Origin of the sequence: Streptomyces sp. NPDC052396, assembly GCF_044593195.1 — a bacterium.
Lineage (GTDB): Bacteria > Actinomycetota > Actinomycetes > Streptomycetales > Streptomycetaceae > Streptomyces.
Genome location: NZ_JBIUAW010000033.1, coordinates 1 through 12798 on the forward strand (window position 1 = coordinate 1; position 12798 = coordinate 12798).

Below are 12798 nucleotides of genomic sequence, written 5' to 3' on the forward strand. Positions count from 1 at the left end.
GTTATCTAGTGCTACCTGCGAAGTTCGCAGGTCAGCCGCCTGTACGGGGTTAAGGCATGTTAGGCAAGCGAGATCAGGGTCTCATCGCCGCTTGTGTTGTCGATGGGCTTCGATGTCGCCTGGCTGGTGGGCTGAGCTGGGTACGGTACGGGTACGGCCTCCTCACTTCGTCTGAGGAGGCCGTACCTGTTTGTGGTGCAGCGTCAGGCGGGCAGTTGGGCGGGCGGCGTGGCCGCCAGCGCTTCCCGCAGTTCGCGTGCAGCGGGTAGGTGCTGGGCTCCGCGAGGGAGGGCGCCGGTGAGTTCCTGGCCCCTGCGGGCGATCAGGCCGGTGCGGTAGGCGGGAGGGAGGGTGGTGATGATGTGGACTGCCTGGGTGCATGCGCTGTCGTGGTCGCCGTCGGCGGCCGTGCACAGGGCCTCATCGAGGTGGATCAGTGCGGGGGACATGACCGAGGTGCGGCTGATCAGCCGGAGAGCTTCGGTTTGCACGTCGGCGGCGGGGCCGGTGTCGCCGATGCCGGTGTAGGTGCGGCTGGCGTGGACGAGGTGTTGCTGGAGGGGGTAGCCGTACCAGGTGCCCGAGGCGTCGGTGTCGCGCAGGCGGTCGTGTGCGCGTTCGGCGTCGGCTATCGCCTTGCGGGCTTCGGCGGCGTGCCCGAGGGCCGCGTGAGCGCGGGCCTGGGCTGCGGCGGCGAGCGCGTGGGCGGCTGAGGTGCCGTCGCCGGCCAGGGTGCGGGCGCGGTCGGCGAGGCGGAGGGCCGCGGCGGGCTGGCCCCAGTTGAGGGGCACCATCGCTTCCCGTGCGGTTACCCAGGCGTGCACGGCGGTGTCGCCGCTGGCCTGGGCGGCGGCGGAGGCGTTGGCATACCAGCGGTGGGCGTCGCGGGGGTGGCCCATGTCGCCGAGGACCAGGGCGACGATGCCGGACAGCTGTGCGGAGATCCGCAGGACCCGCTGACGCTCGCCGGTGTCGAGTTGCTGCCCGAGGAGCCGGTTGAGGTCTTCGACGTCGAGGAGGGCGTCGTGCAGGAGGGTGATGGGGGCGCGTCCGCCGTAGCCGCATCCGTAGCGCCAGGCGGTCTCCTCCCACTGGCCGATCACGGCGTCGCGTCCGGCCGCGGTGGTGAGAGCGGATTCGGCCCTGGCCTGCTGGCCGGCGAGGAGTTCGAGTACCGGCGGGGACAGGGCGGCGCTCGCCCCGAGTGCGGCCCGGATGATGGTGCGTCGTTTCATGTCGTCTTCTCCCTCCTCTCCCGTCGCGGGATGTGCCGAAGCGCCGTCGCCGAGAGAGCTTGTGGTGGTGGGTGGGAGCGGGCATTCACCGGCTGCCCACGGCCGAAGGCGCGGGAGTGTTCCACCGGTCCCCAGAGCGGTGTTGCACGTCAGGTCCTTCGGCAGCAGGTACTTACCCGCGTGGGAGATCAGCGATCGGTCGCAGTGGACGTGGTCGGCTGAGACTGATGCCACGGCATCGGTGACTTTGCCCTCCAACCTGGTGGAATCCGTCTCCTTGGCGGTCTCCAGGCCCAGGTCGAGGACCTTGTCGACGTATGGCAGCCAGTACTTCGGTGATCGTCCGCCGGTCAGCCACCGTTGGGCGTACTGGCGCTCGATCGTGTCCGGGGGCTTCCCGGCGGCGATGCTGACTTCGCGGGCGAGCTTGGTGGGGCCCCAGCCGCGTTTCTCGCACGCGTGTCGGATGAGCTGGGCGAGTTCCTCTTTGGTCGGCACGATGCCGTCGCCTCCTGGCCTACACGGGCCTACAGCTGCCCTACATCCTGACCCCTACTCGCCCTGTACGTACGGCCGTTGACTGAAGCTCACCGCCCGAGACGCGTGGGCGGATGAAGCGGCAGCGGACCGCCGGCGTCCCATCACTGTCTCCTCGCCACGTCGGCGGCCCGCTGCCTCCAATCCCTGGGACGAGAAGGAGACGACGGTGACGTACACGTGCCGTACGACCGGCGGCAAGGCGGCCCGCGGTGACTGGCTGGGGCCCGTGCTCGGCTGGATCTGGGCCCTGGGCAGCATCGCTGCGGCCGGCAGCCTGGCCGCCGTCGTCCACCACGACCTCGACCAGCAGGTCCCGGCCGCCCTGTCCCTGCCGGACGCGGCGGCCCCGACGGCGGGAGGGTGGCGATGACCGCCGGTTCGAGCGCCATCGCCGCCGCCGAGGTCTTCGCCTACGCGGACGAGAAGATCAAGCAGGCCGCCGCCGAGCTGTGGCCGGGCGGCACCGTGCGGCTCGGCCAGCACACGCCGAGTGTCACCGCCTACGTCCGCCGCCTGACGGTGGACGGCCGCCCGCTGTACGCGAAGGTGTCGCTGCTGGGCCTGTCGCTGGTCTCCGTGCTGAGGGGCACGGCCGGTGACTGGGCCCAGGTGAGGGCGGCCCAGGCTGCCTACCAGGGCTCGCCGGGGGCCCTGCTGGAGCGGGAGGCCAGGGGCCTGGCCATCCTTCAGGAGGCCGGTGCGCGGGCTTGCCGGGTGGCCGGGCGCCTGGGCGGGGTGTTGTTCACCGAGCCGGTGGCGGGGCCGACGCTGGCTGACCTGCTGGCCAAGGACCCGCACCAGAGTGGCGAGCTGATGACCCGTGCGGTGGTCGAGCTTGCGGGGCTCCAGCGGCCCGCCGTCGCCCGTGCCGTCGACGAGGCGGCCATCACCGAGCGGGGCATCGGCTCGACCTTCGACCGGAAGTTCAACGGCATCAGCGGCCCGACCTACCTGCGCAAAGCCGGACAGGCCGGGGACGTGCTGAGCACGGTGGTTCTGCGGCTGAGGCGGCTGCGGCCCGCTCCGGCGGCCGGGCACCGGCCGGTGGTCTACGGCGACCTCAAGCCGGACCACATCGTCTTCCCTGACGGCGCCGACGGGCGGCCGGTCTTCCTCGACCCGGGCCTGGGCCGGGGACGGCCGCAGACCGATGCGGCCAAGCTGGTCTCCCGGACCGTGCTCGGCCTGATCGCCTCCTCCCCGGACCTGGTGGCGGCCGACGCGACGGCGAGTGGGATCGAGGAGTTCGCCGACGCTCTTACGGCCGACCTGGCCCCGGACGAGCGGGCCGAGTGGCTGCGGCACCTGGTGGTGCTGTGGCTGATGGACACCACCAACATCTTCAGCACCTACCTGACCTGTCCGCCCGACCTGCCGCTGCCCGAGCACGCCGGAAAGCTCACCACCCGGGCGGAGACGGTGTGCGGCCTGCTGGAGACCACGAGTGCCGCCCTGGTTGCCGGGACGGACCCGCGGGCCGTGTGGCGGCTCGCGCTGGCCGACGTGGTGAAGGCGGCGAACCGGTGACCGGGGCGAAGGCCGGGGCGATCGGAGTGATCGGCGCCGGGGCCGTCGGCCAGAGCGTCGCCATGCTGCTGGCAGCCGGAGGCTGGTGCGAGTCCGTCCGAGTCGTCTCCCGAACGGGCCTGTCGGCCCGGGCCCTGGTGACCGACCTGGAAGACATGTGCCAGGTCACCGGCTCCCCCGTCCGGGCGGTTCACGCCGCCGGCCCGGGCCAGCTGGTGTCCTGCGAAGCGGTGGTGGTCTGCCCGAGGGCCGAGTTCCTCAACACCAGCCGCACCAACGTGCGGATGGCCGGGCTGAACGCGAACGCCCCCGTCATCGCCGCCCTGGCCCGCGCGCTGGCCCACTACCAGGGGCTGGTGGTCATGGTGACCAACCCCGTTGACGTCATGACCCGCCTGTTCGCCGAGGTCTCCGGCTGCCCGCGCGTCTACGGGGTCGGCTCGAACACCGACACCGCCCGCTACCACCTCGCCCTCGCCCGCGTCCTCGACGTGTCTGTGGCGGATGTGGAGGGGCACGTGATCGGCGAGCACGGCGACCAGGCGGTGGTGTGCGCGTCGGCCACCCGCGTGAAGGGCCGCCCGGCCGAAGTGCCGGTCGGGCAGGTTCGCCGCGAGCTGGCCGACCGCCCGGCCCGCATCAACGCCGGTCTCGGCCGCACCCGCTGCGGCCCCGCCGGCGCCGTCATCGCCGCCCTCCGCGCGGGCCTGGGCCTGGAGGACCGGGTGGTGGAGCTGTCCGTCAACCACGAAAGGCGGTGGATGGGAATCCCGTTGCGCTTCACCGCCGGAAAGCCGACCGTGTGCCTCCCCCGGCTCGATGCCGTCGAGGCCCGCCAGCTGGTGGCCGCGGACGTCAAGCTCCGCGACGCCTACGAGCCGCTGGCCCGCCTGCACGTTCCCGCACGTCCCTCATGGAAGGAGAAGACCGCAGTGACCAGGACCGCTACCCGCATCGCCACGGCCAGTCAGGCCGTGACCGTCACCAGCAACACGCCGGTGGTCACCGAATGGGCCCTCCGCTACTTCGGCCCTTGGTGGAACGCCACCAGCACCACCACCCCGGCCGACGGCCCGCAGGTGATCGCCGACGTCAACCCGGACCGCGTCACCGAGATCGCCCAGCGCGTGGCCGACCACGCGCACGAGGAGACCGTCTACGCGAACACGAGCATGCTCTTCGACCGGGACGACGACGGCACCGTGCTCGCCTCGCAGCCCGACGACAAGCTCGCCTACCGCGCCGAGCCCGGCGGACCCCTGCACATCTACGGCTGTGAGGACGTCCCCGTCGCCCTGGCCGCCGCCCGCCTCGCCCGGGAAGTCGTCCGCGGGCAGCTGGTGGCCGACGGCTGGTCGATCCTGCACGCCTCCGCAGTCGTCCGCGACGGCCAGACCGTGCTGACCCTGGGCGACAAGGGCGCCGGGAAGACCACCGTGGGGCTCCTGCTGGCCCGTGCCGGCTGGCAGCTGCTGGCCAACGACCGCGTCTTCATCCGCCGCGAGAACGACCGCCTGCGGGTCCTGCCCTGGCCATCCGCCGCCGCCATCGGCCTCGGCCTTCTGGATGCCCTCGGCTGGTACGACCAGGTCCGCGAACGCGTCCAGCGCGGCGAACAGCTCCACCCCACCCAGCACCAGAAGGTCACCGACGCCCTCCACGCTGGCAGCCGCACACCCCTGTGGAAGGGGTCCGGCAAGGAACTCAAGCCCCAGTTCTTCCCCGACCAGCTCGGCACCTGGCTCGGCCTGGCCCTGGCCACCGAGGGACAGGCCGCACGCATCCTCTTCCCCCAGATCACCCCCGGGGCCGAGCCCGCCCTTTGCGGCGAGGACCGCACCGTGGCGGCCGGTGACTTCTTCACCGCCGGGACCGAAGACCGCTACCCCGACGTCTTCGGCCTCCTCCCGGGAGACTTGCCTGGCACCGAGCCCCTGCTCGAACTCCTCGGCAAGCTTCCCCGCCATGCGATGGTGCTCGGGCACGACGTGAAGGCCAACACCGACTTCCTCCAGCAGACCACCGCCTGACCAGGCTGAAGCCGGGCGCCCCTGCGGGGGCGCCCGGCTCGCTGGCAGCTTCCAGGCCAACTGCACCAGCAGAGCGGCCCGTTGTCATACCCCGCCGCCATCATGAAGCCCATGGACGACACCCGCGGCCTTCCCTCACCCAGCGACCGACAGATCCCCGTTTGGGCCGGCACCGTCGGACCCGGCTGGGCGCCCCTGCTCGACCAGCTCCACCGCGACCTGCTCGCCCTTGATCCCGGCTACCGCATCGAGTCCTTCGCCGTGAAGTTCGGCGGCCTGCGGATCACCGTCGCCGACCGATTCCAAGGCGGCGAGTTCGACGGGGAGTTCGCCGACCGGGCCACTGCCCTGACCGACGCTGCCGAGACCGCCTCGGAGAACACCTGCGACGAGTGCGGGGCCCCCGGCCGCATCCGTCTGCGGGGCGACGGACAGCATGTGTGGATGCAGGCCCGCTGCGAGACCTGCCGCACCACCCTCCCCAGCTGCCCGGCCCCTCCGAGGCAATCTCCCGGATCCCCCTCGCAGGTTCACCCCAAAGGGTGAACCTGCGAGGGGGATCCACGCTGGACACCGCTCGTCAGTGCTGATGGGGCGTCGTTTTAAGGATCGACCGGGTGTTTGAGCGTGCCCGTCCGTTGCGTTCATGTGATTACGATGCGTGCCCGTCTGAGTTGATCTCTGATGGGACCATGACATGACCTATACGGATGAGGACGTCCGCGAGGGCCGCCGTCTCATGGACGAAGGCCGCGAGAACAGGCTGGCGCTGGGCGACAAGCTGCTGGCGGTCGCCGGGCTGAACAACGACAGCGTCTTCGAGGAGTTCTGCGGCCAGATCGGGCTCGCGACTGCCACGGGGCGGGACTACCGCCACACCGCCCGCATGGCCACCCCGGCAATCCGGCAGTTAATCGCCGACGGTGACGTGCACGTCAGCTACAGCACGCTGCGTGAGGGCGCCCGGCTGCGGCCCGGCGGCTTACCGGCGGACGAGGGCTGGACCAAGCTCCGGGCCCTGCTGAAGGAGGCTCGCGAGGCCGGCCGCGACCGCGTCACCCTCGCGTACTACCAGCAGGTCCTGGGTACGGCACCCGCCCTCAAGGAGCTGGTGGACCCGGGCTCCGGGGACTCCACCAAGCTCATGGCCTATCTGGGCGGCCTGAGCGGTGGCGAGCGGGAGAAGATCGTGTGCTCGCTGCTGGCCGACGACGCGAGCTTACGCACGTCGGTCCGCCGGACGATCGATGCCCAGCGCCGGCGGGAGCGCGACCGCGAGGAACTGGACGGCGCCGAGCCGGCCGGGCAGTGGATGCCGCTGGCCCGGGCTCTGGTGGCCCTCGGCGACCAGGCCAGCGGTTTCGTCAACCGTCACCCGTCCGTCCAACTGGTCGAACAGCAGCTGCCCGCGGCCCGGGAGGCGCTGGTGAAGCTGGAACTGGCCACCGCCTGGATCACGATGCGGCTCGACAGCGCGGCGAAGCCCGCCCGCGGCGGACGCCGCTCGGCGAAGGTCGCGGTGGCCGTGTGATGCCGCACATCGCAGAGGACACGGATGACGGCCTGGAGGCCGACATCGCCGAGTTCGCGCGGCACAACCGTGGCGGCGGCTGGGCCCTGGCCTTGCTGGTCGCGCGCCGTGTCGAGCCGGGTCACGGGCACGGTCGCAGCTTCGAGCAGCAGGACAAACTTTTCGACCGAAAAGTTTGTCGCCAGATCAGCGCCGTCGAGTTCGCGCGCCGGTCGAAGACAACGGCCAAGCGGGTGCTGGCTCTGCACGAGGCGTGGGTTAGGGGGGCGGAGGCCGGCAAGGTCGCCGCGCTGGAGAAGGTCGTCGCGGGTGAGTATGTGGAGCTGCCCGACGAGGCCGAGGTGCCGTTCTACGGGGAGAAGGGCTTCTACAAGAGCCACGAGTCGCGGATGCCCAAGGGCGAGCGCCGGGAGGCCCTGGAGACGGAAGCCGAGCGGGCCGGGGTCAGGCCCTCCGGACCCGTCTACGTGGCCCAGCACCCGAAGGCCGTCAAGGCCGCGGTCATCGCCGACGAGGTGACCCGCACCGCCGCCCTGGAGGGCATCGCCGAGCTCCGGCGCCGCGACGAGGAGACCCAGGACCAGGCGGACCGCCAGGCCGCGCGGGATGTCGCGGAACAGCACGCCCGGGAGCTCGACGGGCGGGCCGACAGCTGGTCCCCCCAGGGCGACGAGAAGGGGATGGACCCCGCCGCTGCCGCGGCCGCGGTGCGGGCCGCCGGCGAACCGGGCGAGGCCGATGCCGCCCTGCAGGTCTTCAACGAGCTGGCCCAGGTCAGGCTCGGGACGCTGCGGGTGCTGTCGCTGCTGCAGCGGCACCCCGTCCAGTTCACCGGCGAGAGGGGCAAGACCATCACCGAGCTGTGCGAGGCGACGAAGGCCGCCGTCGACTTCATCCGGGACCTGGCCGCCAGCCCCTACCAGGTCCTGGACGACGCCGCGTTGCGCGCGTTCCTCGAAGAGAGCGAGAAGCTGGGGTGAGCCGGGCCGAGGACAAGCCGCCGACCCGCGCCGAGCAGGACGCCGTCGACGTCCTGATGTGGCTGTACGCGCGGGCTGGCCATGAGATCTCCTACGCGGACATCGCCGCGGGTGTCGGCCTGCCGGACAGCAGCCGGCTGCGGACGGCGGTCCGCAGGGCGCGCGTGGCCGCCGCCCACGACGGCCACCGGCTGGAGCAGTTCATGCGGTCCAAGGACCCGCTCCGGCGCGGGAAGATGGTCACCCGCTTCCACCGCGCCGGCCAGGGTGACGAGTTCGGCGCCCGGGACGCGCTGCTGGCCTGCCGCAAGAGCGTGGCCTCCATGGCCGAGATGCAGCGCGCGTGCGCGTTCGAGGCGACCAACCCGAACAGCGTGGACGCCGAGGCGTTCTCGAAGATGGCCGAGACCGCCGACGGGGCGATGCGGATGGTCAGCGGCGTCGAAGGGCTCGGCAGCAAGGTCATGAAGAACCAGCGGACCATGACCCACATGGCGGAGCGGATCGCCGACCTGGAAGCCCAGGTCGTCCAGTTGAGCACGCGCCCGCCGGCGGCGAGCGCCTGACGGTGCGGGGTGCCCGGGACCGGCCGGGCACCCCGCACCGCTTCAGGTGGACCGGTTGAGGTCCTTGAACATCTGCCGCCCGGCCTCCCGGACGGCGATCACCTCTTCCTGAGCATCCGCCAGCTGCCGCTTCAAAGCGGTGTTCTCCGTGCGGGCGGCGGCCAGCTCGTCCTTGACCTTCTGCAGCTCGGCCTGCAGGTCGCCGATCCGCTGTGCGGCGCTTTTCGCGCCTTCCTGGTCCAGGGCGGCGCCCAGGCCTCGCTGCACGGCCCGCTTGAGGCCGTCCCTCTCCTCGCGCAGGGCTTTGTTCTCCGCCCTCAGCAGTTCCAGGTCGGTGGCCAGGCTCGCCGCCGAGGCCCCCGTACCGGCCTCGCGCCGGCGCCGGGCGGACTTGGCCTGCCCCTTCATCGCGGCCTCGATGTGCTCGCGCACCCCGTCGGCGTAGACCAGCCAGTTGGAGACTCCGGCCGCGCGGGCCACCCCGAGGAAGGTGATCGCGGTGCCGCTGTCCTTCATCTCGTCGACGGCCGCCAGTACCTTGCCGCGTTTGGTCTGGCTGTCGCGCCGCCTCGCCTCCCGCAGCACGTCGCCGGGCGTGCGTCCGGTGGCGGTCATGCCCCGGCCCCGTCTATCCGCGGCCGTCGGACCACCGGCATCGGCAGCGCGACCGCCCCGCGTCCGGCCTGGGCCGCGCGGACCTTCCTCAGCACCGCCGACGCCTCCTCCACCCGCTCGCGCTCGTCCGGGTCCATGGCCTCGACTTGGTCCCGCATCTGATCCACCCGCTTCTTGTACGCCGCGATCTCGTCGTCCATGTTGCGCACGACGAACTCGTCGACGTCCATCATGACCGCCTTCTCGCGCTGGGCCCGCAGCTGGCGGATGTGGTCCTCCATCGCCGGCAGGTAGGACGGGTCCGGGTGATAGGACGGGCAGCCCACGCACTGGAACCGGATCGGGCACGCGTGCCCGCCCGCTTTCACGTTCGACGGCTCGGTGCAGTTCCCGAACGGCACCTGCACCGACCCTCGCAGATAGGCTGTCTGCGACAGCGGGGTCAGGCGGCCCTTGCGGTCGGTGGTGTGCAGGCGCATCACGTTCACCGCCTCCCGCTTCCGCTTCGCGGTGATCTTGTAATAGGCAGCCGTGGTGGCCTGCGAACGGTGGTCCATCAGATCGCGCAGCACGTCCGGGTCGATGCCCGCGTCCGCGTGCCGCTGGCAGAACGAGTGCCGAAACGCGTAGGGGAAGACCAGGGACTTGTCGAACGCAACCCTTGTCCCGTCCCGGCCGAACTCCTCGGCCAGCAGGACCACATCCTCATGGTCGGCCCAGGAGCGGATGATGTGGGCGACCTGCTCGGGCAGCAGGTGCCGCAGTTGGCCGTTCTCGCCGGCCGGCGGGAACAGGTACCCCTCGCTGCCGGTGGGCAGGTCCAGCTTCGCCCGCACGGCCAGCCACCGCTCGATGGTCTCGACCGTCTCCGAGGTGACCGGCAGGTGCCGCCGGTTGCGGCCGGCCTTGCGGTTATCCCAGATCAGGGTCCGCTCCTTCCCCTCCCGCTTGAGGCAGTTGAGCCGCAACTCGCCTATCTCGTAGGGGCGGCGGCCGGTGTCCCGCAGCAGCTCGTAGACGGCCCGGCACATCTCGTGGACCTCCTCGGGCGTCATGCGGCCGTGGGTGATGCCCCGGCCGATCAGCTGGATCTGGTCGTCCAGCTGGTAGATGACGTCCTCGGGCAGGGCCCGTCCGGCCTCGTCCTCCTCGCTCACCTCGTCCGGGGCGATCGCGTGGCTGGGGTGCCGGGCGAAGTAGGCCGACATCCCTCCCAGGTGTCCGGCCGCCCGGCCGTAGTCCAGGACCTTGAAGAAGAAGCCCATCAGGCCGTTGCGGGCCTTGTTCTTCATGGGGGCGCCGTCCAGCCTCGGCAGGTGCCGAAACGTGTCGACCACGGCGTTGATGTCGGCGAACGCCAGGACCGCCTCGTCGGTGCCGCCGCCGGGCTGCAGCGCGAGCGCCCGCGCGGCGGTGACGCAGGCGCGGTGAGCGCGTCGGACCTCGCCGGTATTCGGCTTCGTCTCGTCGATCCAGGCGATCAGCACTCTTCGCAGCCACGGCTGGGTCACCTCGGTCAGGTCCAGATCGCCCGGACGGCTGGTCCGGCCGCCGCGCTTGCCGCGTACCCCGAGCTCGGTGAGGTCCAGCGTCGGCTGCTCGGATGGGTCGGCGCCGCGAAAACGGGCGAGGGCCGCGGCGATCACGCGGTGGGTCTCGCGCAGCAGCGCGTCGATGTTGCTTCCCGAGCGCCCGGGCAGATCGTCGGCGGGCAGCACGGCCACGCTGTCGGTGGCCTCGGCCAGGCGGGCGATCATCTGCCGGGTGGCATGCGGGTCGATCTTCTGCCCGCGCGCGTCGCGCTGCTGGAGCGCGTACAGCACCTCCAGGCGGGCGAGCGGGTGCAACGGGGCGAGGGAGAACTGGTGGACGGACAGGTAAGGGGCCTGCCGGTCCAGCCAGTCGGCCGGCACCGCCGCACCGGCCACCCGGGAGGCCGGGTGGCGGGTGAAGTGACGGTGGTGCTGGAGACACAGGATGTGCGTGCCGCGGCCGTCGAAGTGGCACCCGCGCACCCGGCAGCTGGCCACCGGCGGGTACGGCTTCTGCCTGGCCGCCCAGGCGTCCAGCGCCGAGTGCGGGTCGCGGTCCAGGTGCTTCTGCCGCAGCGAGGCGTGCGAGCTGCACAAGCCCCACGTGTGCGAATCGCGCGGGCACCCTTCGACACGGCACCGGGCCTGCACGCCGGTCATCGTCCGGTTCCGCACCGGCACGAAGACCGCCTTGAACTCCTTCATCGACAGCCCGCTGGCCCGCTGGGCCTTCGCGCAGGTCGTGCACAGGCTCTTGGCCCGCGCCAGCGCGTCGCACGCCTTCGTGCCGCACCGGTACACCACCGTGCGCGGATGCTCAACATCGCCGGTGAACACCAGCGTCTGCGGATCCCACTCACCCTCGCGCCAGCCGTCCACCACCTGCTCGCGCAGCCACGCCGACCACCGTTCGGCCTCCAACGGCGCCCACCCGCCCGACCGCCCGTCACCGGCCGGCCGCCGGTGCAGCGGCACGACGTTACCCACCGTGTTCCACCCTCCCCTGTCGGCGCCGGGCTGCTACCAGCTCGATGGCGTCGCGTTTCTCCTGGTCACTGGCGTGCGAGTAGCGGTCCTGGGACGCCGGCGACTGGTGCCCGGCCAGGTTCTGGCGCACATCCCGCGGCACCCCCTTGCGCCGCCACCGGGTGATCGCCGAGTGTCGCAGCATGTGCGGCCTGGCCCGAAACCCCGCGCGCGTCGCCAGCCGCTTGAACAGCTCGTAGGTGTTGTCGTAGCGCATCGGCCGACCCAGTGGGGCGCGGAAGAGGTTGACGAACACCATGTCGCCGGCCTCCGCCTGCGCGACCGTCTCCCGCTCGTAGCGGTAGTCGGTGTACAGGCCGACCGTGTCCTCATCCACCGGAATCCAGCGCGGCTGTACCGACTTGGCGAAGGCATTGTTGCTGTTGACCCGGCGTCTGACGTGGACGTGCGGCCCCTTGACCTGGCAGCCCAGCAGCCGCGAGTCGGGCAGGAAGTGCATGTCCTCGCGCCGCAGCCCCAGCGCCTCGCCGATCCGCATGCCCGTCACCGCGAGCAGACCCACCAGGAAGCGGTCCCTGGCGTGCGTCGTCACGGCGAGGAGCTGGTGGACTTCCTCGTCGGTCAGCCACTCGTAGCCGGGCACCGCCACCCTGAACTTCAGGCGCCGGCCCTCGATGTGGAGGTTCTGGCCGTCCTCGCCCGGATCGAAGCCCGCCGGGGCAAAGCGGAGGAACCGGGGCTCCACCAGCATCGTCACCACCGTGGCCGGGACACCGAGTCCGGCCAGCGAGCACCACCGCAGGAAGTCGGTCATCGTGCCCGTGATCTGGTTCGCCGTGCCCTTCTCCCGGTAGCGCCGCTCGGCCCCAGGCCGGCGACTACGCGGCGCAAGCGGCTCCTCCACCAACCACCGCTGAAACGCCATCAGCTGGGCCAGCGACGGCTCCGTCCACTCAACGCCGAACTCCTTGCACCACGACAGGTACAGAGCGACCCGAGGGGCGTACGTCCTGCCGGTGTTGAACTCCCGCCCCGCAAGGAACGAACACGCCTGAGCGTGCAGCTCGAAGGACTCGTCGACGACCACCCACCGAACGCTCCCGTCCGCGGACACAGCACGCTCAGCCCGGTAGTGACGAGGTAACACATCTGCTGTGACCAACGTGCCTTAACACCCCCCAGATATCGTGCAGGCAAGTAGAGATCCACCCTACTTGCCTCACATACCTGAAGGGAATCACTCACCCTAGATAAC

The 12798-nt window shown here is 71.3% G+C and carries 11 protein-coding genes; 7 read left to right on the plus strand and 4 right to left on the minus strand.

Going from position 1 to position 12798, the window contains the following annotated elements; translation table 11 throughout:
* Window positions 1-203: 203 nt before the first annotated feature.
* Window positions 204-1235, minus strand: coding sequence for a hypothetical protein (locus tag ACIHFE_RS34390; protein WP_400113000.1), 1032 nt, complete (start codon window positions 1233-1235; stop codon window positions 204-206).
* Between the two features lie 706 nt (window positions 1236-1941).
* On the opposite strand from ACIHFE_RS34390, the gene ACIHFE_RS34395 reads away from it, so the two are divergent.
* The 7 genes from ACIHFE_RS34395 (at window position 1942) to ACIHFE_RS34425 (ending at window position 8409) form a co-directional block, all read left to right on the plus strand.
* Window positions 1942-2145, plus strand: a complete 204-nt coding sequence (locus ACIHFE_RS34395) for a hypothetical protein (RefSeq protein WP_400113001.1) — start codon at window positions 1942-1944, stop codon at window positions 2143-2145.
* Window positions 2142-3302 carry a phosphotransferase gene (locus tag ACIHFE_RS34400; protein WP_400113004.1) on the plus strand — a complete coding sequence of 387 codons (1161 nt, stop codon included), beginning with the start codon at window positions 2142-2144 and terminating at the stop codon, window positions 3300-3302. The genes ACIHFE_RS34395 and ACIHFE_RS34400 overlap by 4 nt, the downstream gene beginning before the upstream one ends.
* Window positions 3299-5332 (plus strand): hypothetical protein, encoded by a 2034-nt coding sequence (locus tag ACIHFE_RS34405; RefSeq protein WP_400113006.1) that lies wholly within the window; start codon window positions 3299-3301, stop codon window positions 5330-5332. The genes ACIHFE_RS34400 and ACIHFE_RS34405 overlap by 4 nt, the downstream gene beginning before the upstream one ends.
* A 111-nt stretch (window positions 5333-5443) precedes the next feature.
* Window positions 5444-5878, plus strand: coding sequence for a hypothetical protein (locus ACIHFE_RS34410; protein WP_400113007.1), 435 nt, complete (start codon window positions 5444-5446; stop codon window positions 5876-5878).
* A gap of 151 nt (window positions 5879-6029) precedes the next feature.
* Window positions 6030-6863: a hypothetical protein gene (locus ACIHFE_RS34415; RefSeq protein ID WP_400113008.1), complete on the plus strand. Its 834-nt coding sequence runs from the start codon at window positions 6030-6032 to the stop codon at window positions 6861-6863.
* A complete protein-coding gene (locus ACIHFE_RS34420; protein WP_400113010.1) occupies window positions 6863-7843 on the plus strand; it encodes a hypothetical protein in 981 nt (326 codons plus the stop codon). Before ACIHFE_RS34415 ends, ACIHFE_RS34420 begins: the two co-directional genes overlap by 1 nt.
* On the plus strand, window positions 7840-8409 hold the full coding sequence (locus tag ACIHFE_RS34425) for a hypothetical protein (protein ID WP_400113012.1): 570 nt from the start codon (window positions 7840-7842) through the stop codon (window positions 8407-8409). The genes ACIHFE_RS34420 and ACIHFE_RS34425 overlap by 4 nt, the downstream gene beginning before the upstream one ends.
* 42 nt (window positions 8410-8451) lie before the next feature.
* Here ACIHFE_RS34425 and ACIHFE_RS34430 read toward each other — a convergent pair whose 3' ends face one another.
* From ACIHFE_RS34430 to ACIHFE_RS34440, 3 genes are read right to left on the minus strand one after another with little or no spacing between them, the layout of a single operon-like run.
* A complete protein-coding gene (locus ACIHFE_RS34430) occupies window positions 8452-9024 on the minus strand; it encodes a DUF6262 family protein (protein ID WP_400113013.1) in 573 nt (190 codons plus the stop codon).
* Window positions 9021-11543, minus strand: coding sequence for a tyrosine-type recombinase/integrase (locus tag ACIHFE_RS34435; RefSeq protein ID WP_400113016.1), 2523 nt, complete (start codon window positions 11541-11543; stop codon window positions 9021-9023). Before ACIHFE_RS34435 ends, ACIHFE_RS34430 begins: the two co-directional genes overlap by 4 nt.
* Complete coding sequence (locus ACIHFE_RS34440; protein WP_400113018.1) at window positions 11536-12630, minus strand: tyrosine-type recombinase/integrase; 1095 nt, start codon at window positions 12628-12630, stop codon at window positions 11536-11538. Before ACIHFE_RS34440 ends, ACIHFE_RS34435 begins: the two co-directional genes overlap by 8 nt.
* Window positions 12631-12798: the final 168 nt, after the last annotated feature.